Raw genomic sequence first — 19,387 nt, 5'->3', positions numbered from 1 at the left:
GATCATTCATGGATCTCATTCCGGCACCTCACCAGATGGAGCGGGCCGGGGGTTTCTTCGAACTCGGCGACGGCTTCGGGATCGAGGCCGGGCCGGGCACCGAGGACACCGCGCGATGGCTGCGCGCGACCCTCGGCGCGGCGACCGGGCTCGCGCTGCCGCCCAAGAAGGGGGACGAGTACGACGTCCTCCATCTGTCCGTCTGGCCCGGCCTCGACGCCGAGGCCTACCGCCTCGTCATCGCCCCCCACGGCGTCCACATCCAGGGCGGCTCGCCCGCCGGTGTCTTCTGGGGCGCCCAGACGCTGCGCCAGCTTCTCGGCCCCGGCGCCTTCCGGCGCGCACCCCTTCCCGGCCGTACATGGCGGCTGCCCCTGACGGAGATCCGGGACTCCCCCCGATTCCGCTGGCGCGGCCTCATGCTCGACGTGGCCCGGCACTTCATGCCCAAGGACGGCGTCCTGCGCTACCTGGACCTGATGGCCGCCCACAAACTCAACGTCTTCCACTTCCACCTGACGGACGACCAGGGCTGGCGTATCGAGATCCAGAAGTACCCCCGGCTGACGGAGGTCGGCTCCTGGCGGGCTCGCACGAAATTCGGCCACCGGGCCTCCCCGCTGTGGGACGAGAAGCCACACGGTGGCTACTACACCCAGGACGACATCCGCGAGATCGTCGCCTACGCCGCCGAGCGGCATATCACGGTCGTCCCCGAAATCGACGTACCCGGCCACTCGCAGGCCGCGATCGCCGCGTACCCGGAACTCGGCAACACCGACCTCATCGACACCTCCGCACTCTCCGTCTGGGACACCTGGGGGATCAATCCGAACGTACTCGCCCCCACTGACAACACCCTGCGCTTCTACGAGGGGGTCTTCGAGGAAGTCCTGGAGCTGTTCCCCTCGGAGTTCGTTCATGTCGGGGGTGACGAATGCATCAAGGACCAGTGGCGTCAGTCGCCCACCGCACAGGAACGCATCAGGGAACTCGGGCTGAAGGACGAGGACGAACTCCAGGCGTGGTTCATCGGTCACTTCGACAAGTGGCTGGCCGCGCGCGGGCGCAGGCTCATCGGCTGGGACGAGATCCTGGAGGGCGGGCTCGCGGAAGGGGCGGCCGTGTCGTCCTGGCGCGGTTACGCGGGCGGGATCGCCGCCGCGCGGGCCGGGCACGACGTCGTCATGTGCCCCGAGCAGCAGGTGTATCTGGACCACCGTCAGGACGCGGGCGCCGACGAGCCGGTGCCGATCGGTTACGTCCGCACCCTGGAGGACGTCTATCGGTTCGAGCCCGTTCCCGCGGAGTTGACGCCGGAGGAGGCCCGGCACGTGCTCGGGACGCAGGCCAACGTGTGGACCGAGGTGATGGAGGACCACGCGCGCGTGGACTACCAGGCGTTCCCGCGCCTCGCCGCCTTCGCGGAGGTTGCCTGGAGCCGCCTGCCCGCCCCGGCGGAACGGGACTTCGCCGACTTCGAGCGCCGGATGGCCGCCCATTACGGGCGACTCGACGCCCTGGGGGTCGCGTACCGCCCGCCGACGGGACCGCGGCCGTGGCAGCGGCGCCCCGGTGTGCCCGGGCGTCCGATCGACGGCCCTCCCCCGAACAGGTAATTGAAAAAAACCGGCAAGGAGTCACCGAAGAGTGTCAATCGGTAAACACTGGTGATGCCGTACGAAAACGGACCATCTGTCCGATGAGGTGGGCGAATGCCTCCTAGCGGACCCCTGTCCTCGGGTCCTGCGAAGATGTGCCAGAGTTGCCACGTCCGCCCTGTCAGCACGTACCGTACGGCAGCACAGGTGGGACCAGGTGGGGCAGCGGGAAGGGGCAGCCGGTTTGACCACGCACGCACCGCAGGCGGGGCAGGCCGTCACGCTGCCCACGACGCTGGACGAGGCCGTGGCGGCACTGGCCGCCATGCCCGCCGCCGTGCCCGTCGCGGGCGGCACCGACCTCATGGCCGCCGTCAATTCCGGGCAGCTCAGGCCCGCCGCGCTGGTCGGCCTCGGCAAGATCAGCGAGATCCGCGGCTGGCAGTACCAGGACGGTCACGCCCTGCTGGGCGCAGGCCTCACGCACGCGCGTATGGGCCGCCCCGACTTCGCCGCCCTGATCCCGGCGCTCGCGGCCGCCGCGCGCGCCGCGGGCCCGCCGCAGATCCGCAACGCGGGCACCCTGGGCGGCAACATCGCCTCGGCGTCCCCGGCCGGTGACGCGCTGCCGGTCCTCGCCGCCCTCGAAGCGACCCTGATCATCGCGGGCCCGGGCGGAGCCCGCCGGGAGATCCCGGTGTCGCACCTGCTGGCGGGCATGGACATGCTGCGCGCCGGCGAACTCATCGGGTACGTGCGCGTGCCGCTGCTGCACGCCCCGCAGGTCTTCCTCAAGGCCACCGGCCGCACCGGCCCGGGGCGCGCGATGGCATCCGTCGCGGTCGTGCTCGACCCCGCCCGGCGTGGCATCAGGTGCGCCGTCGGCGCCATAGCGCCGATGCCGCTCAGGCCGCTGGACGCCGAGCACTGGGTCGCCCAGCTGATCGACTGGGACAACAACCGCGCGATCGTCCCCGAGGCGCTGAACGCCTTCGGGGAGTACGTCGCCGCGGCCTGCATCCCGGACCCGGCCCCGGCCGAGGACGGCTCCGTACCACAGCATCCGCCCGCCGTACTGCACCTGCGGCGCACCGTCGCCGCACTGGCCCGACGAGCACTGGGGAGGGCGCTGTCGTGACCGACGACCAGCACGGAGAGGGCGCGCCCCGGGGCGGAGGTCGCTGGGACCCGCTGCCCCAGGGCGACTACGACGACGGCGCCACCGCCTTCGTCAAACTCCCCGAAGGGGGCATCGACGCCCTCCTGGCCTCCTCGGACACCCCGCTCGCCGCGCCCGGGCACGGCTATGTGCCCCCGCAGATAACGGTCGCGCCGGGATCGACCGGGGGCGTCGACCCCGCGGCACCGGGCGGCTGGCCGGTCGCGGGCGCACCCGCCGACGGCGCCCAGTGGCCCGACCCGAACGCGGTGCCGCAGGACACGAGCGGCGGCCAGTTCACGTACAACCCCGGGACGACCCAGCAGTGGGACTTCTCCGAGACCGCCCAGGGCCACGCCGGCCGGGCGGGGCACGAGGCCGCCGCCGCGTCCGGTCACGACGTCACCGGACAGTGGTCGATTCCCGTTGCCAACGGCGACCTTCCGGACGAATCGGGCGAGTTCACCACCTCGTCGCTCGTCGAGCAGTGGGGCGGAACCCCTCCGGCCACACTGCCGGGCGGCGCGTCCGCACCCTGGGCCACGCAGCCGACCGGGCAGCCGTGGGGACAGCAGGCGGAGGCCGCGGCGACGGCCGAGGAAGCGGCGGGAGCCGGGCACCCGACGGACGCCGGGCATGCGCACGGGCAGCCGGGCCTGCCGGGGGCGTACTCCGGCGACCAGCACGCCGCACCCGCCGACGACCGGCCCGGCGAGCAGCGCGCCCCGCACGCGCACGAGCAGCCGGCCGGTGGCGCGCCCGAGTTCGCCGCCGCGCCGCCCGCCGAGGACCCCGCGGAAGCCGCTCCAGAGGCCGCACAGGACGCTCCCGGAGCCACTGAGGCCGCCACGGACGCCCAAGGCGCCCCAGAGGCCGCAGAGGGCCCGGCAGAGGCTTCCGCCGACCCGTCCCCCGCCAAGGGCGGCGACTTGGCCCCGGAGGACGCCGAGGACCCCGCACAGGCCGCCTCCGGCGACGTACCGGCGCCCACCGGCGAGGAACACCCCCTCGCCTCCTACGTCCTGCGCGTCAACGGCGTCGACCGGCCCGTCTCGGACGCCTGGATCGGCGAGTCGCTGCTCTACGTGCTGCGTGAGCGGCTCGGCCTCGCGGGCGCCAAGGACGGCTGCTCGCAGGGCGAGTGCGGGGCCTGCAACGTGCAGGTCGACGGACGGCTCGTGGCGTCCTGCCTGGTACCGGCCGTCACCGCCGCCGGCAGCGAGGTCCGTACCGTCGAGGGCCTGGCCGAGGAAGGGCAGCCCTCCGACGTGCAGCGGGCGCTCGCGCGGTGCGGCGCGGTGCAGTGCGGCTTCTGCGTGCCGGGCATGGCGATGACCGTGCACGACCTGCTGGAGGGCAACCCGGCGCCCACCGAGATGGAGACCCGCCAGGCACTCTGCGGCAACCTCTGCCGTTGCTCCGGCTACCGGGGCGTGGTGGACGCCGTCAAGGAGGTCGTCGCCGAACGCGAGGCACACGCGGCGGCCGGCGACGGCGAACACGACGGCGACGAGCCGCGTATCCCTCACCAGGCGGGCCCCGGGGCCGGCGGGGTCAACCCGTCGGCGTTCGAGCCACGGGCCGCCAGGGGACCGCATGACCAGGCGTACGGACAGGACGGAGGCCAGGCGTGAGCAACGAAGCCGCCACCGCGACCACAGCCGCGGAGGCAGCACCCGCCCCCGAGCCGATCCCGCACGGCCTCGGCGCCTCCTTGCCGGCCGCCGACGCCCGCGCCAAGACCGAGGGCACGTTCCCGTACGCGGCCGACCTGTGGGCCGAGGGCCTGCTGTGGGCGGCCGTACTGCGCTCGCCGCACCCGCACGCGCGCATCACGTCCATCGACACCTCCCACGCGCGCGAGATGCCCGGCGTACGGGCCGTCGTCACGCACGAGGACGTGCCCGGCAGCCCGCTGCTCGGCCGCGGCAAGGCGGACCGCCCGGTCTTCGCCTCCGAGGTCGTACGCCACCACGGCGAGCCCATCGCCGCGGTCGCCGCCGACCACCCGGACACCGCCCGGCTGGCCGCCGCGGCCGTCATCGTCGAGTACGAGGTACGCGACCCGGTGACCGACCCCGAACAGGCCTTCGAGGCCGAGCCGCTGCACCCCGACGGCAACCTGATCCGCCACATCCCGCTGCGCCACGGCGACCCCGACGCGGCCGGCGACATCGTGGTCGAGGGCCTGTACCGCATCGGCCGCCAGGACCCGGCCCCCATCGGCGCCGAGGCCGGCCTCGCCGTACCGCGCCCCGACGGCGGCGTGGAGCTCTACCTGGCCTCGACCGACCCGCACACCGACCGCGACCGGGCCGCCGCCTGCTACGGCCTGGAACCCGACCGCGTCAAGGTCGTCGTCACCGGCGTCCCCGGCGCCACCGCCGACCGCGAGGACCAGGGCTTCCAGCTTCCGCTGGGCCTGCTGGCGCTGAAGACCGGCTGCCCGGTGAAGCTGACGGCCACGCGCGAGGAGTCCTTCCTGGGCCATGTGCACCGGCACCCGACGCTGCTGCGGTACCGCCACCACGCGGACGCCGAGGGCAGGTTGGTGAAGGTCGAGGCGCAGATCCTGCTGGACGCGGGCGCGTACGCCGACACGTCCGCCGAGGCCCTGGCCGCCGCGGTCGGCTTCGCGTGCGGGCCGTACGTCGTCCCGAACGCCTTCATCGAGGGCTGGGCCGTCCGCACCAACAACCCGCCCTCCGGCCATGTGCGCGGCGAGGGCGCCATGCAGGTGTGCGCCGCCTACGAGGCGCAGATGGACAAGCTGGCCAAGAAGCTCGGCGTCGACCCGGCGGAGCTGCGCCTGCGCAACGCCATGGCGACCGGCGACGTCCTGCCGACCGGCCAGACGGTGACCTGCCCGGCCCCGGTGGCCGAGCTGCTCCAGGCCGTACGGGACTACCCCCTGCCCGCGCTCCCCAAGGACACCCCCGAGGAGGAGTGGCTGCTGCCCGGCGGCCCCGAGGGCGCGGGCGAACCAGGTGCCGTGCGGCGCGGCGTGGGCTACGGCCTGGGCATGGTGCACATGCTCGGCGCCGAGGGCGCGGACGAGGTCTCCACGGCGACCGTGAAGGTCCACGACGGCGTCGCGACGGTGCTGTGCGCGGCGGTCGAGACGGGCCAGGGCTTCGCGACGCTGGCCCGGCAGATCGTCCAGGACACGCTGGGCATCGACGAGGTGCACGTGGCGCCCGTCGACACCGACCAGCCTCCCGCGGGCGCGGGCTGCCGCGGCCGCCACACCTGGGTGTCGGGCGGCGCGGTGGAGCGGGCGGCCAAGATGGTCCGCACCCAGCTGCTCCAGCCCCTGGCGCACAAGTTCGGCATGTCCACCGAGCTGCTCCAGATCACCGACGGCAAGATCACCTCGTACGACGGCGTCCTGTCGACCACCGTCACCGAGGCGCTGGAGGGCAAGGAGCTGTGGGCAACGGCCCAGTGCCGCCCCCACCCCACCGAACCGCTGAACGAGACGGGCCAGGGCGACGCCTTCGTCGGCATGGCCTTCTGCGCGATCCGCGCGGTCGTCGACGTCGACATCGAGCTGGGCTCGGTTCGCGTGGTCGAGCTGGCGCTCGCCCAGGACGTCGGCCGGGTGCTGAACCCCGCCCAGCTGGAGGCGCGGATCGAGGCGGGCGTGACGCAGGGCGTGGGCATCGCGCTCACCGAGAACCTGCGCTCGGCGCGCGGCCTGATCCGCCACCCGGACCTGACGGGCTACTCCCTGCCGACGGCCCTGGACGCCCCGGACATCCGCATCGTGAAGCTGGTCGAGGAACGCGACGTGGTCGCCCCCTTCGGCGCGAAGGCGGTGAGCGCGGTACCGGTGGTGACCTCGCCGGCGGCCATCGCGTCGGCCGTACGGGCCGCGACGGGCCGCCCGGTGAACCGTCTGCCGATCCGGCCGCAGGCCGCGGTGGTGACGGGGCAGTGACCGAGCCGGACCCACCGCGCTACGAACCCGCGCCCGGCGTGGGCAGGTTGGCGCTGTGGATCCTGGTGTTCCTGTTCGCGGCGATCGTCGTCGTGCTGGGCGGCGTGTATCTCACGTGATGCGCGGGGTCGTGCTCATCACCGGCGGCGGGGGTACCTCCCGCGCCCTTTAGGCAGCGGGGGAGGCGGCGGGCAAGTCGACGGTCGCGCAGGCGCTCGCGGAGAGGCTGCCGCGGGCGGCGCACGTCCGTGGGGACGTCTTCCGGCGGATGATCGTGTCGGGGCGCGTGGAGTACGAGCCCGAAGCCGACGGTGCCGACGGTGCCGACGGCGGCGAGGACGAGGCTCAACTCCGGTTGCGGTACCGGCTGTCGGCGGCGACGGCGGACGCGTACGCGGAGGCCGGGTTCACGGCCGTCGTGCAGGACGTGGTGCTGGGTGCCGACCTGACGGCGTACGTACGGCTGGTGCGCACGCGTCCGCTGTACGGGGTCGTCCTGGCGCCGAGCCCCGCGGCCGTGGCGGCGCGGGAGGCCGGGCGGGCGAAGGCGGGCTGCGGGGCCTGGACGGTCGAGGACTTGGACGGGCGCCGAGCGCTGAGACGCCGCGGCTCGGGTTGCGGGTGGACTCCTCGGAGCTGACGGTGGGGGAGACCGTCGAGGTGATCTCGGCGCAAAGGGAACGCGCGAGGGTGGGTTGAGCGTCTCCTGAGGTGAAGCGCTGTCAGTGCTCGTGCTGAGCCGGGTGAGTTGTCGTCGGTCGTGCTGATCCGAGGGCGTTGTCAGTGGTGGCGCGTAGTGTTCTGAGCAGTGGGGACGGCAGCCGGAGCCGGCGGACCGGTCGGTGTGCCGTGCCCTGCCCGGGGCGGTGAGCAAGCGCATGCGGGGGAGCCATGAGCACGACGATCACGACTCACGCCGGTGATACGGCGATCATCCTGGCCGAGGCCGAGCTGGATCCGTATGTCACGCACGCGTCGACCCGGCGCTGGCTGACAGGGCCCGGACTGCCCGGCGACAGCGGCGTGTTGAGCTTCGCCGAGCTGTGCCGGGAGGACCTGGAGGGCGGGGAGGTCCTGCGGACGGTGGCGGCATCGACAGGCGATCCGGACGGCCGGCTGGCGGCGGAGCTGCGGGACCAGCTGGTGATAGGCGGGCTCCTGGGCCCCGGCGGCGTGGAGGCGGAGTCGGTCCTGCTGGACGGTGCGACGGGCGAAGTCTCGACGACGTACTTCCTGCCCGACCGCCCCGACCTGATGGACCGCCGTCCGCTGGCACCGTCCCTGCGGACGCTGGTCCGGTTCGCTGAGGCGACCGACGAACTGGCAGGTCTGCGCGGCCAGTTCGCGTCCTACGTCGGCCGTTACGGCCCGAAGGCGGTGGCGGAGGCGTCGCAGCACCTGCTGGCCGTGTTCGAGGAGGGCACGGACGGCGAGCCGGCGCCGTTCTGGAAGATGGCCGCCCTGATCCGCCCCCTGGCGCTGGTGGCGGGCCGGGCGGGGCGGTCGGGCCTGGCCCTGGACCTCCCGCCGCGCCTGCTGGAGCAGGAGTTCGGGCAGGGCAAGGTGGTGCGCTTCGAGGAGGTCGACTTCCCCGCCACGCTCACGCACGAGCCGACCCGCCGCTTCCTGCGCGAGGTGGGTCTGCCGGAGAACGGCTTCCTGTTCTCGCTGGACACGGATGTGCCGCTGCAGACGCTGACCGAGCACTACGCCTGCGAGGACCGGAACACCGAACTCCCCGCCCGGGCCGACCGCTTGATACGCCTCGGCCATCTCGTCGAGGACAACAGTCTGGTCGTCGACGGCGAGACGGGCGCGGTCCTGAACTGGAGCGAGCCTGAGACGAGACTCTTCCCCCTGAACACGGACGTCTCGACCCTCGCCTTCACGCTCTGGCTGCTGCACCGCGAGCAGGCGATCGACGAGGAGTCGGGCCACGAGCTGACGACCCCCGACACCTATGACCAACTGGCCATGACGATGCTCCAGGTCCTGTCGACGGTCGACCCGACCGGCACCCGGGCGGGCGACGGCCGGCACTACTGGACGGAGGTGTTCCAGGACGAGGCGAGCGGGGTCCTGGAGTCGGTGGGCGGGATGTGGTGACTTGACGCGACCGGCGTCGTCGTCCGCCCGTCAGGAGGACTTGGCGGTGGCGCGGCGGCGGCGTACGGCCATGACCAGGACGCCGCCGACGGCTGCCGCGGCGGCTGCGGCACCGGCGATGAGCGGGGTGCCGTCGGAGCCCGTGCTCGCCAGGTTGCCGTTGACGGATCCGCTGCCGGAACCGCCGGTCGAGGTACCCGTGGAGGTGCCGGCCGACGTGGCGCCCGTGCTGCCCGTGCCGCCGGTGGACTGGCCCTCGGGGTCGTTGCCGTTGCCGCCCGTGGTGGTACCGCCGTCCGTCGAGCCGCCGCCGGTGGAGGAACCGCCGGAGGTGGACGGTCCGGGCTCGTTGTCGGTCGGGATGGCGATCCGGATCTGGGCCTTGTCGTTGGCGGGGTTCTTGTCGAAGGCCGGGTGGATGTCGTACACGGAGGTCGCCTTCACCTCACCCGTGGTCGTCTTCGCGTCGTCCTTGATGTCCAGCATGAAGGTGAAGGAGAGCGACTCGCCGACGTCGAGGGTGTGGTCGGCGGGCCAGCAGACGTACTTGGCCTTGCCCGGGGTGCCCCCGGGAGCCGACGGGCCGTCGATCCCGAACGGCGCGCACTCCTTGGGTACTTCGGCGGCGACCGTGCCCGGCGGGATCTGCACCATGAGCGCCGTCTGGTCGTCGCTCTCCTGGTTCTGGATCCAGCCGGGGCCGTCGTTGCGCAGGGTCACCGTGACGGACTGGCTGTCGCCCGCGAGGGCTTCCGTGTCTTCGCCGACGGCGACGAGGTCGGCCGTGCTGTTGGCGGTCAGGGTCAGCCGCCGGTAGCTGTCGGTGAACCCCTCGCCCGGGGCCGCACCGGTCGCCGAGGTGCCGTACTCGACGGCCTCCATCAGCGCGTTGGGCAGGGCCTTGAACCGTACGGGCGTCTCGGCGGAGGCGCCCGGTTCGATCACGGTGTCGAGCTCGCAGAGCGCCTGCCTGACCTGGTCCTCGATGGTCGAGTAGGTGCAGCCCTCGACGGCCTCGGGGAAGTCGAGTCCCCGGGTGAGCCGGATCCGGAAGGTGACCCCGTCCGTTGCCGCGGTGCCCTTGTTGGTGATGACGACGGACTCGTCGTACACCTCGCCGGGCTTGGGAGAGGTGCGCGGCAGGTTCGAGATCACCAGGGAGGGCTCACCCTCCTCGGCATGCGCCGCCGGAGCGACGACCGCGGGAACGGCCGCGACGAACGCGGCGGCGGCCACGAGGGCCGCCGACCGGCGGGCGTGCGAGTGACGGATGTGCGTGGGGCGGATGCGCTGGCGCACGGACGGGTCTCCTCGTCGGACAGGAAGCACGGCGACCGGAGGATTGCCGTCCAGTCATGTACTGGACACCTGGAAGGTGCCCACGGTTGTGCTGCCGTTTGAGGAGATGGTGCGGAGGCCCGACCGGGGAAGGGCCAGGGAGGTGCCGGGAGGTGCCGTTGGCTGCCAGGCCGTCTCAGTTGCTAGGCCGTCTCGGGCAGACAGGCGCTGACTCCGCCCTCCAGCCCTTGGACAAAAGCGTTGCTCCGCTCGTCGGCGTTCCCGTGGTCCCCCGCGTTGGTCCAGGGGAGGTCGTCGGAAACGCTGTATATGGCATTGGTCAACTCTTCGGCATCCCCCTGCTCGAAGACGATGAAATCGTCGTTCGCGGCACCTTGAAGTTCTGCTCCTGCCAGACAGTCCGCCTGTAGTTCTGTGGCGACGTCCTGCAATTCGACGTCCAGCCGGCTCTGTATCGCGTGTCCCCACTCATGGGCCACGACGAAATAGACGTAGGCGTCGCCGGTCGAATAGCCCTCGCGCATGAGGCCGACATCCCACGCGAGGTAGTCCTCCGGCGGGCAGTAAAGCGCGTTGTCCGGCACCAGCGGCTCCCCGTTGCACGTGGGGACCTCCGCCGACCTGCCGTCGTACAGGCCCAGGATCTGGGGTGGGACGTAGCTTTCGGTGAAGAAGTCCGACCAATGCGCCTTCCAGAATTCGTCAACGCCGTACACTGCCGCGTCGATGTCCTCCTGCATCGCGCCCTGTTTCGCCGGCGCGCTGTATGCGTAACTACCGCTGACGAGCAGTATGGGCGTGACCGCTGCCGCGCATACGCGCATCCGGAATTTCCTGCTCATGGCTGGCTACCTCGAACGACATGAGGAAGGGTTCGGCGTCGAGCGCTGATCGCTGTCGCGAGGGTGCGGTGGACACGGCGGACGCTGAGATCCATTCAACACCCGCGAGCCGCGGGTCGCATCCGCAGAAGGAAGCGGTGGAGGCCGTGGCGGGATTCGAACCCACGTAACTCGCTTTGCAGGCGAGCCCCTGAACCACTCGGGCACACGGCCGTTACCGATGTGAACCGCGGTCGTGTGCTGTGGCGGGATTCGAACCCGCGTAACTCCCCGCGAGCGGAGCTCGCTGAGGGATGCAGCGCGGGTGAGCCCCTGAACCACTCGGGCACACGGCCGTCGGCAAGTCCGGTCCGGTTGTTGTCGCTTGGGCCGGGCTTGATCGATGACTTGACCGTACGGGGGAGCGGGCGAGCCGCTCAAGGGAATCGGCTGTGCCGCAACGGGACTGCCACACCCCGTTCATGAAACCCCGATCCCGCAGGTCGTACGACCAAGGTCGCAGCGCGGAGCCCGTCTCTCGACAGGGGTCAAAGTCGGTTGTGGCCCTTACGCTGGCGGTCATGACCGTCCCCGAGCCGCGTGACGCCGGTTTTGCGAAGAGAGCCGACCTTCCCCTGGTCCCCGTGGCCGAGGAGACCGTGCTGAGCCGGGCCCATCGGGCGCTGAGCGTCGGGATCGTCTCCGTCGTGCTGCTCATCGCCTTCGAGGCGACGGCGGTCGGTACGGCCATGCCGGTGGCGGCGCGGGAACTGGACGGGGTGTCGTTGTACGCCTTCGCGTTCTCGGGGTACTTCACCACCAGCCTGTTCGGGATGGTGCTCGCGGGGCAGTGGTCGGACCGGCGAGGCCCGTTGGGCGCGCTGACCACGGGGATCGCCGCGTTCGGGGCCGGTCTGCTGTTGTCCGGGACTGCGGGGGCCATGTGGCCGTTCATTCTCGGGCGGGCCGTGCAGGGGCTCGGGGGCGGGCTGGTGATCGTCGCCTTGTACGTCGTCGTCGGGCGGGCCTACCCCGAACGGTTGCGACCGGCGATCATGGCGGCGTTCGCGGCGAGCTGGGTCGTACCGTCGATCGTCGGGCCGCTGGCCTCCGGGGCCGTGACCGAGCATCTGGGCTGGCGCTGGGTGTTCGTCGGGATCCCGGTGCTGGTCGTCTTTCCGCTCGCCCTCGCGCTGCCGCAGATACGGCGGCGGGCGGGAGGGCCGGTCGACCCGTCCGCCCCCGCCGCCTCCTTCGACCGGCGCCGCATCCGCCTCGCCCTCGGGATCTCCCTCGGCGCGGGCCTGCTCCAGTACGCCGCCCAGGACCTGCGGTGGCTCTCCCTCCTCCCCGGCGTCGCCGGCGCCGCACTCCTCGTGCCGGCCGTGCTCGGACTGCTCCCGCGCGGCACGTACCGGGCGGCGCGCGGGCTGCCGTCCGTGGTGCTGTTGCGCGGGGTGGCGGCGGGGTCGTTCATCGCGGCCGAGTCCTTCGTGCCGCTGATGCTGGTCACCCAGCGGGGGCTGTCGCCGACGCTCGCAGGGTTCTCGCTCGCGGCGGGTGGCGTGACGTGGGCGCTGGGGTCGTGGATGCAGTCGCGGGCGCGGGTGGAGCCGTACCGGGAGCGGCTGATGACGGTCGGGATGGTGCTGGTCGCGGCCTCCATCGCCGCAGCGCCGAGTGTGCTGATCGACTCCGTGCCCGCCTGGACCGTCGCCGTGGCGTGGGCGTTCGGCTGCTTCGGGATGGGGCTCGTCATCGCCTCCACCAGCGTGCTCCTGCTCCATCTCTCCGCCCCCGAGGAGGCCGGCACCAACTCCGCCGCGCTCCAGATCTCCGACGCCCTGTCCAACGTCGTGCTGCTGGCCGCCGGGGGTGCCGCCTTCGCGGCCCTGGGCGGCGGCGCGGTGAGCCATGCGGCGACGGGGGCGTCCGGCGCCGGCTCGCATCCGGCGGCGTTCGCGGCGGTGTTCCTGCCGATGGCGGGGGTTGCGTTGGTGGGGGCCTGGGTCACTACGCGGTTGCGCACGGAATCCCGGTGACACTGAGTGGTACCGCGTAGTACCGTCGAGGTATGGCTGGACTGAACCTGCGATTCTCGGACGAAGAGCTCGACGCCCTGCGTGAGCGTGCGGCGGCGGAGGGGCGCAGCATGCAGGCCTTCGCACACGACGCGGTGATCGCGGCCATAAACGAGCACTCACGGCTGTTCAACGAGGCTGCCGAGCACGTGCTGAAGGCCAGCGCGGAGCTGAACCGGAGGCTCGCCTGATGCACTACCTCACTCTGCCCGAGCTGCTGAACCTCGCGCAGCGGCTCGGGGCGGACGAGGTGCGCGACTACGGGCTGCTGGATTCCGCGCTGGCTCGTCCCCAGTCGAGCGTGTTCGGGCAGGACGCCTATCCGGACGTATGGCAGAAGGCCGCCGCGCTGATGGAGTCCCTTGCCCGCAACCACGCCCTCGTCGACGGGAACAAGCGCATCGCCTGGTACGCGACCTGGGTCTTTCTGCACATGAATGGGCACCCCCTGGACCCGGACTTCGACGTGGACGAGGCCGAGCGGTTCGTGCTGGACGTCTGCCAGGGCGCGCTGGACGTGCCCAAGATCGCGGCCCAGTTGCCGCGCTTCGCGCGCTGAGTGTGACCTCGATCCCACCCACGGGCGGCCCGGCCCGGTCCGCGCCTCGACCCGACCACCCCGCCGGTAGGGTGACCCGGTCGTCATACACAGCAGCCGAGCCGCCCGACCCCTTACGGAGACCGTGACTACCACCGCCGCCTCCTCGCACCACCTATCCCCCGCCTTCCCCGGCCGCGCCCCCTGGGGCACCGCCAGCAAGCTGCGTGCCTGGCAGCAGGGGGCGATGGAGAAGTACATCCAGGAGCAGCCGCGTGACTTCCTCGCGGTCGCCACGCCCGGCGCCGGGAAGACGACCTTCGCCCTCACCCTGGCGTCCTGGCTGCTGCACCACCATGTCGTGCAGCAGATCACCGTGGTCGCGCCGACCGAGCACCTGAAGAAGCAGTGGGCGGAGGCCGCCGCGCGGATAGGCATCAAGCTCGACCCCGAGTACAGCGCGGGCCCGCTCGGCAAGGACTACCAGGGCGTCGCCGTCACGTACGCCGGTGTCGGCGTGCGGCCCATGCTCCACCGGAACCGGGTCGAGCAGCGCAAGACCCTCGTGATCCTCGACGAGATCCACCACGCCGGTGACTCCAAGTCCTGGGGCGAGGCCTGCCTGGAGGCCTTCGAGCCCGCCACGCGCCGCCTCGCGCTCACCGGTACGCCCTTCCGGTCCGACACCAACCCCATCCCCTTCGTGACGTACGAGGAGGGGAACGACGGGATCCGGCGGTCCGCCGCCGACTACACCTACGGCTACGGCAACGCGCTCGCCGACCACGTCGTGCGGCCGGTCATCTTCCTCTCCTACAGCGGCAACATGCGCTGGCGCACCAAGGCGGGCGACGAGATCGCCGCACGGCTCGGCGAGCCCATGACGAAGGACGCCGTCAGCCAGGCCTGGCGTACGGCGCTGGATCCGCGCGGCGAGTGGATGCCGAGTGTGCTGCGCGCCGCCGACCAGCGGCTGACCGAGGTCAGGAAGGCCATCCCGGACGCCGGCGCCCTCGTCATCGCCTCCGACCAGGACTCCGCCCGCGCCTACGCCAAGCTCATCCGTGAGATCACCGGCAACAAGGCGACCCTCGTCCTGTCCGACGACGCCGGCGCGTCCAAGCGGATCGACGACTTCAGCGGCAGCAACGACCGGTGGATGGTCGCCGTGCGGATGGTGTCCGAGGGGGTCGACGTGCCGCGGCTGGCCGTCGGGGTCTACGCCACCACCATCTCCACGCCGCTCTTCTTCGCGCAGGCCGTCGGGCGTTTCGTACGGTCACGCCGGCGCGGTGAGACCGCCTCCGTCTTCCTTCCGACCGTCCCCGACCTCCTCACCTTCGCCAACGAGATGGAGGTCGAGCGCGACCACGCCCTCGACAAGCCGAAGAAGGAGGGCGAGGAGGACCCGTACGCCGAATCCGAGAAGGAGATGGAGGAGGCGAACAAGGAGCAGGACGAGGACACCGGCGAGCAGGAGCAGTTCTCCTTCGAGGCGCTGGAGTCCGAGGCCGTCTTCGACCGGGTGCTCTACGACGGCGCCGAGTTCGGCATGCAGGCCCACCCGGGAAGTGAAGAGGAGCAGGACTACCTCGGGATTCCGGGGCTGCTGGAGCCCGACCAGGTGCAGCTGCTCCTCCAGAAGCGACAGGCCCGGCAGATCGCGCACAGCCGCAAGAAGCCGGACGCCGAGGCCGACCTGCTGGAGCTGCCCGCCGAGCGGCGTCCCGTCGTCTCGCACAAGGAGATGATGGAGCTCCGTAAGCAGCTCAACACGATGGTCTCCGCGTACGTCCACCAGAGCGGCAAGCCGCACGGGGTCATTCACACCGAGCTGCGGCGGGTGTGCGGCGGGCCGCCGAGCGCCGAGGCCACGGCGGGACAGTTGCGGCAGCGCATCGCCAAGGTCCAGGAGTGGGCCACGCGTATGAAGTGAAGCGGCTCGGAATTCGGCTGCGGGCCTACGGGGGCTTGTCGCGCCCCACGCGGCGGAGGCGCACATTGACACAGCCCCGCGCCCCTCACGGGGCGCTCCACGCCTTCGCCTTTCCGGGCAAACCGGCGTGGTCCGTACCCGTCGCTGCCCGGATTCTGGACGGAGCCTTCCGCTCAGCGAACCGGCTTCGCTAATGTCCCGCTACGCACACGCCCCGTGGCAGCGCCGCCGCGGAGCGCAGCCGTGAAGCGACGCGGTCCGGGGACAGCCCGGGCCGCCGGCCGATCGGCGGCCTCTGAAGCGCGTCACTGACGGGACTCGGTGACGCATCCGCCGCGAGGGGGCTGCCGACCTCACCACTAAGGAGTGGGCGTCGTGACCGCGGAGACCTCTCAGACGCTCGACCGAGGACTGCGTGTCCTCAAGCTGCTGGCCGACACGGACCACGGGCTGACCGTCACCGAGCTTTCCAACAAACTGGGCGTGAACCGGACCGTTGTGTACCGGCTGCTCGCCACGCTTGAACAGCACGCACTCGTACGCCGTGACCTGGGCGGCCGCGCCCGGGTCGGGCTGGGCGTGCTGCGACTGGGCCGACAGGTGCATCCACTGGTCCGGGAGGCCGCGCTGCCCGCGCTGCGCTCCCTCGCCGAGGACATCGGGGCGACGGCCCATCTGACGCTGGTGGACGGCACGGAAGCGCTGGCCGTCGCCGTGGTCGAACCGACGTGGACGGACTACCACGTGGCCTATCGGGCCGGTTTCCGGCACCCCCTGGACCGCGGGGCCGCGGGCCGGGCGATCCTCGCCGCCCGGCACCAGCCGCTGGACGACCCCGGATACACCTTGACCCACGGGGAGTTGGAGGCGGGAGCGAGCGGGGCGGCCGCGCCGCTGATCGGCGTCACGGGCGTCGAGGGCAGCGTGGGCGTGGTGATGCTGGCCGACGCGGTGCCGGAGCGGGTGGGACCGCGGGTCGTGGACGCCGCGCGGGAGGTGGCGGAGGCGCTGCGGTGACGGGGCGAGGGACGCGGCTGTGAAGCGGCGCGGGACGTGGCGAAGGCGTTGCGGTGGCGCGCGGGTCACTAGGCAGGGCCCCGCGCCACCTCCGACACTCGTGTCATGACCTCACTGAGCATCCGCACCGTCCACGAGCCCGCCGGGTTCGCCGCTGTCGCCGACTACTTCAGTGACGTATGGCAGACGCCCCGCAGCGCACCGCCCCTGCTGCCCGAGACGCTGAACAGCCTTGCCCACGCGGGTGGGGCGGTGCACGCCGCGTACGACGGGGAACGGCTGGTCGGGGCCTGCGTCGCCGTGTTCGGGCCGCCGGCCTCGCGGGAGACGTACTCGCTGCTGGCCGCCGCCGAGCGGGGGCTCGGACCGCAGGTCAAGCGGGCGCAGCGGGCGTGGGCGGTGGAGCTCGGGGCGCTCACCATGCGCTGGACCTTCGATCCCCTGGTCGGCCGGAACGCCCGGTTCAACTTCGTCAAGCTCGGCGCCACCGGCACCGACTACCTCGTCGACTTCTACGGCCCCATGGCGGACGGCGTGAACGACGGCGACGAGACGGACCGGCTGGAAGTGAGCTGGAACCTGGTCGGCCCGCCGCGGGAGGAGTCGTACGACTCCGGGCCCGGCACCCGGGACCGCGAGGTCGCGTCGGTCACGCATACCGCCCCCGACGGCGGCCCGCTCGCCCGCCGGGACCCGCGGGACCGCCACGTCTGGTGCCGTGTGCCGGACGACATAGTGGCGCTGCGGGCCGCGGACCCCGAGCTGGCGCTGGGCTGGCGGCGGGCCGTGCGCGAGGTGTTCACGAAGGCCTTCGCCGAGGGGTTCACGGCGACGGGCATGTCCCGGGACGGCTGGTACACGCTCACCCGCCGGGAGGCCACCTCGTGAAGCTCGAACGCGTCGAGATCGTCCACGTGGCGATCCCCCTGGTCACCCCCTTCCGCACGTCCTTCGGCACGATGACGACGAAGGACACCTTCCTCCTGCACGTCGTCACGGACTCGGCCGAGGGCTGGTCGGAGTTCGCGGCCGACCCCGAGCCGCTGTACTGCTCCGAGTTCGTGGCCGGTGCGGAGATCGTGCTGCGCGACTTCCTGCTGCCGCGCGTCGCCGCGCTCCCCGTCCTCGGTACGGCCCACCTCGCCCCGGCGACGGAGAAGATCAAGGGACACGAGCTGGCGAAGGCGGCGCTGGAGACGGCCGTACTCGACGCGGAGCTGCGGTCGTACGGGATGCCGCTGGCGACGTATCTCGGGGCGGTGCGGGAGAGGGTGCCGGCGGGAGTGTCCGTCGGCATCCGGGAGACCGTCGCCGAACTGCTGGACGACGTCGAGCGGTATCTCGCCGAGGGCTACGTCCGGATCAAGCTGAAGATCGAGCCCGGCTGGGATCTGGAGCCGGTACGGGCCGTGCGCGAGCGCTTCGGGGCGGAGCTGCCGCTCCAGGTCGACGCCAACACGGCGTACACGCTCGCGGACGCCGAGCATCTGCGGCGCCTCGACGAGTTCGGGCTGCTGCTGATCGAGGAGCCGCTCGCGGAGAACAACCTGTACGCCCACGCCCGCCTCCAGCAGCGCGTCGCCACCCCCGTCTGCCTGGACGAGTCGCTGCACAACGCCCGCGACACCGCGTCCGCGATCGCGATGGACGCGTGCCGGGTCGTGAACGTGAAGCCCGCGCGGGTCGGGGGATACCTGGAGGCGCGGCGGGTCCATGACGTGGCGTACGCGCACGGGGTGCCGGTGTGGTGCGGCGGCATGCTGGAGACGGGGATCGGCCGCGCCCCGAACCTGGCGCTGGCCGCCCTGCCCGGATTCACGCTGCCCGGGGACACCTCGGCGTCCAGCCGCTACTTCGCCGAGGACATCACGGAGCCGTTCGTGCTGGTGGACGGCCACCTGCCGGTGCCGCGGACGCCGGGCATCGGGGTGGCGCCCCTGCCGGAGGCGCTGCGGCGCTTCACCAGGGAGCGGCGAGACCTGTACGTGACCTGAATGGGGCAACCTGGGCAGCTCCGACCTGCACCCGGCCGGAATCCGCCACCACGTTAGATTGATCCCGTGTTCTCTCGCCTCACGCGCCCCCGGGCCGTCGCCGTCTGCGCCCTGCCGGTCGTGGCCCTGCTCGCCACGGCGGCCTTCGCGCCCCTGCCGTTCTCGCTGACGCAGCCCGGCCTGACGGCGGACGTGCTGGGCGAGAACAAGGGCGAACCGGTGATCACGATCTCCGGTGCGCCGACCCGGGACACGAGCGGCCAGCTGCGCATGACGACCATCGAGGCGACCTCCCCCGACACGGACGTGCGGCTCGGTGACGTGATCGACGCCTGGTTCCGCACGGACGAGGCGGTCATGCCGCGCGACTCGGTCTACCCGAGCGGCCAGAGCACCCGGGAGATCGAGCAGTACAACACCGAGCAGATGAGGGAGTCCCAGGACGCCGCGACCGAGGCCGCGCTGAACCACCTCGACCTGAACGACAAGAACGTCAAGGTCACCCTGACCCTCGCGGACGTGGGCGGCCCCAGCGCCGGCCTCCTCTTCTCCCTGGGCATCATCGACAAGCTCAACGGCGACGGCGCGGGCGGCGACCTCACCGGCGGCCGCACCATCGCCGGCACGGGCACGATCGACGCTGCCGGCAAGGTCGGCGCGGTCGGTGGCGTGTCCCTGAAGACCCAGGCGGCCAAGCGGGACGGCGCGACGGTCTTCCTGGTCCCGAAGGCGGAGTGCTCCGACGCGAAGGCGGAACTGCCGAAGGGCCTGCGGCTCATCCCGGTGACCACGCTGAAGGGCGCGGTGAACGCGCTGGAGGCGCTGGAGTCGGGCAAGGGCGCGGTCCCGGCCTGCTAGAGGCTTCGCAACGGGTTCTTGGGAGCCCCCCTGCTTC

At 72.1% G+C, this 19,387-nt stretch carries 16 protein-coding genes, 2 tRNA genes and 1 pseudogene; 15 read left to right on the top strand and 4 right to left on the bottom strand.

Annotated elements, in window-relative coordinates; genetic code table 11:
- The first annotated feature begins 8 nt into the window (after nucleotides 1-8).
- The 7 genes and pseudogenes from ABIE67_RS18700 (at nucleotide 9) to ABIE67_RS18670 (ending at nucleotide 8,806) form a co-directional block, all read left to right on the top strand.
- Nucleotides 9-1,619, top strand: a complete 1,611-nt coding sequence (locus ABIE67_RS18700; RefSeq protein WP_370258861.1) for a beta-N-acetylhexosaminidase — start codon at nucleotides 9-11, stop codon at nucleotides 1,617-1,619.
- 226 nt (nucleotides 1,620-1,845) lie between these two features.
- Nucleotides 1,846-2,739, top strand: coding sequence for a xanthine dehydrogenase family protein subunit M (locus tag ABIE67_RS18695; RefSeq protein ID WP_370258858.1), 894 nt, complete (start codon nucleotides 1,846-1,848; stop codon nucleotides 2,737-2,739).
- Nucleotides 2,736-4,394, top strand: a complete 1,659-nt coding sequence (locus ABIE67_RS18690) for a 2Fe-2S iron-sulfur cluster-binding protein (protein ID WP_370258855.1) — start codon at nucleotides 2,736-2,738, stop codon at nucleotides 4,392-4,394. Before ABIE67_RS18695 ends, ABIE67_RS18690 begins: the two co-directional genes overlap by 4 nt.
- Nucleotides 4,391-6,700, top strand: a complete 2,310-nt coding sequence (locus tag ABIE67_RS18685) for a xanthine dehydrogenase family protein molybdopterin-binding subunit (protein WP_370258851.1) — start codon at nucleotides 4,391-4,393, stop codon at nucleotides 6,698-6,700. The genes ABIE67_RS18690 and ABIE67_RS18685 overlap by 4 nt, the downstream gene beginning before the upstream one ends.
- Complete coding sequence (locus ABIE67_RS18680; RefSeq protein WP_370258847.1) at nucleotides 6,697-6,819, top strand: hypothetical protein; 123 nt, start codon at nucleotides 6,697-6,699, stop codon at nucleotides 6,817-6,819. The genes ABIE67_RS18685 and ABIE67_RS18680 overlap by 4 nt, the downstream gene beginning before the upstream one ends.
- 65 nt (nucleotides 6,820-6,884) lie before the next feature.
- Nucleotides 6,885-7,399: pseudogene (locus tag ABIE67_RS18675) on the top strand (AAA family ATPase); the annotation flags it as partial.
- Between the two features lie 192 nt (nucleotides 7,400-7,591).
- A complete protein-coding gene (locus ABIE67_RS18670) occupies nucleotides 7,592-8,806 on the top strand; it encodes an SUKH-4 family immunity protein (protein ID WP_370258842.1) in 1,215 nt (404 codons plus the stop codon).
- Between the two features lie 30 nt (nucleotides 8,807-8,836).
- On the opposite strand, the gene ABIE67_RS18665 is transcribed toward ABIE67_RS18670, so the two are convergent.
- From ABIE67_RS18665 to ABIE67_RS18650, 4 genes are all read right to left on the bottom strand, one after another.
- Nucleotides 8,837-10,105, bottom strand: coding sequence for a hypothetical protein (locus ABIE67_RS18665; RefSeq protein WP_370258839.1), 1,269 nt, complete (start codon nucleotides 10,103-10,105; stop codon nucleotides 8,837-8,839).
- 182 nt (nucleotides 10,106-10,287) lie between these two features.
- Nucleotides 10,288-10,947, bottom strand: a complete 660-nt coding sequence (locus ABIE67_RS18660; protein WP_370258836.1) for a neutral zinc metallopeptidase — start codon at nucleotides 10,945-10,947, stop codon at nucleotides 10,288-10,290.
- A 138-nt stretch (nucleotides 10,948-11,085) separates the two neighbouring features.
- A tRNA-Cys gene (locus ABIE67_RS18655) sits at nucleotides 11,086-11,160 on the bottom strand.
- A 23-nt stretch (nucleotides 11,161-11,183) separates the two neighbouring features.
- Nucleotides 11,184-11,282: transfer RNA gene (locus tag ABIE67_RS18650), tRNA-OTHER, on the bottom strand.
- A gap of 225 nt (nucleotides 11,283-11,507) precedes the next feature.
- On the opposite strand from ABIE67_RS18650, the gene ABIE67_RS18645 reads away from it, so the two are divergent.
- The 8 genes from ABIE67_RS18645 to ABIE67_RS18610 all read left to right on the top strand — a co-directional run bounded on the left by ABIE67_RS18645 (nucleotide 11,508) and on the right by ABIE67_RS18610 (nucleotide 19,350).
- Nucleotides 11,508-12,968 (top strand): MFS transporter, encoded by a 1,461-nt coding sequence (locus ABIE67_RS18645; RefSeq protein WP_370258833.1) that lies wholly within the window; start codon nucleotides 11,508-11,510, stop codon nucleotides 12,966-12,968.
- Between the two features lie 32 nt (nucleotides 12,969-13,000).
- Nucleotides 13,001-13,198 carry a hypothetical protein gene (locus ABIE67_RS18640; protein WP_048583275.1) on the top strand — a complete coding sequence of 66 codons (198 nt, stop codon included), beginning with the start codon at nucleotides 13,001-13,003 and terminating at the stop codon, nucleotides 13,196-13,198.
- Nucleotides 13,198-13,566: a type II toxin-antitoxin system death-on-curing family toxin gene (locus ABIE67_RS18635; RefSeq protein ID WP_370258827.1), complete on the top strand. Its 369-nt coding sequence runs from the start codon at nucleotides 13,198-13,200 to the stop codon at nucleotides 13,564-13,566. Before ABIE67_RS18640 ends, ABIE67_RS18635 begins: the two co-directional genes overlap by 1 nt.
- 124 nt (nucleotides 13,567-13,690) lie before the next feature.
- On the top strand, nucleotides 13,691-15,481 hold the full coding sequence (locus ABIE67_RS18630) for a DEAD/DEAH box helicase (protein ID WP_370258825.1): 1,791 nt from the start codon (nucleotides 13,691-13,693) through the stop codon (nucleotides 15,479-15,481).
- Between the two features lie 375 nt (nucleotides 15,482-15,856).
- Nucleotides 15,857-16,498 carry an IclR family transcriptional regulator gene (locus ABIE67_RS18625; RefSeq protein ID WP_370258822.1) on the top strand — a complete coding sequence of 214 codons (642 nt, stop codon included), beginning with the start codon at nucleotides 15,857-15,859 and terminating at the stop codon, nucleotides 16,496-16,498.
- A gap of 105 nt (nucleotides 16,499-16,603) precedes the next feature.
- On the top strand, nucleotides 16,604-17,386 hold the full coding sequence (locus tag ABIE67_RS18620) for a chorismate synthase (protein WP_370258818.1): 783 nt from the start codon (nucleotides 16,604-16,606) through the stop codon (nucleotides 17,384-17,386).
- Nucleotides 17,383-18,492 (top strand): o-succinylbenzoate synthase, encoded by a 1,110-nt coding sequence (menC, locus tag ABIE67_RS18615; RefSeq protein WP_370258815.1) that lies wholly within the window; start codon nucleotides 17,383-17,385, stop codon nucleotides 18,490-18,492. Before ABIE67_RS18620 ends, menC begins: the two co-directional genes overlap by 4 nt.
- A gap of 66 nt (nucleotides 18,493-18,558) precedes the next feature.
- Complete coding sequence (locus ABIE67_RS18610) at nucleotides 18,559-19,350, top strand: PDZ domain-containing protein (protein WP_370258812.1); 792 nt, start codon at nucleotides 18,559-18,561, stop codon at nucleotides 19,348-19,350.
- Nucleotides 19,351-19,387 lie beyond the last annotated feature (37 nt).

Origin of the sequence: Streptomyces sp. V4I8, assembly GCF_041261225.1 — a bacterium.
In the GTDB taxonomy this organism is placed as follows: Bacteria; Actinomycetota; Actinomycetes; order Streptomycetales; family Streptomycetaceae; genus Streptomyces.
Note: the sequence above shows the minus strand (reverse complement) of the source record. Positions and strands in the feature narration are given on the sequence as shown.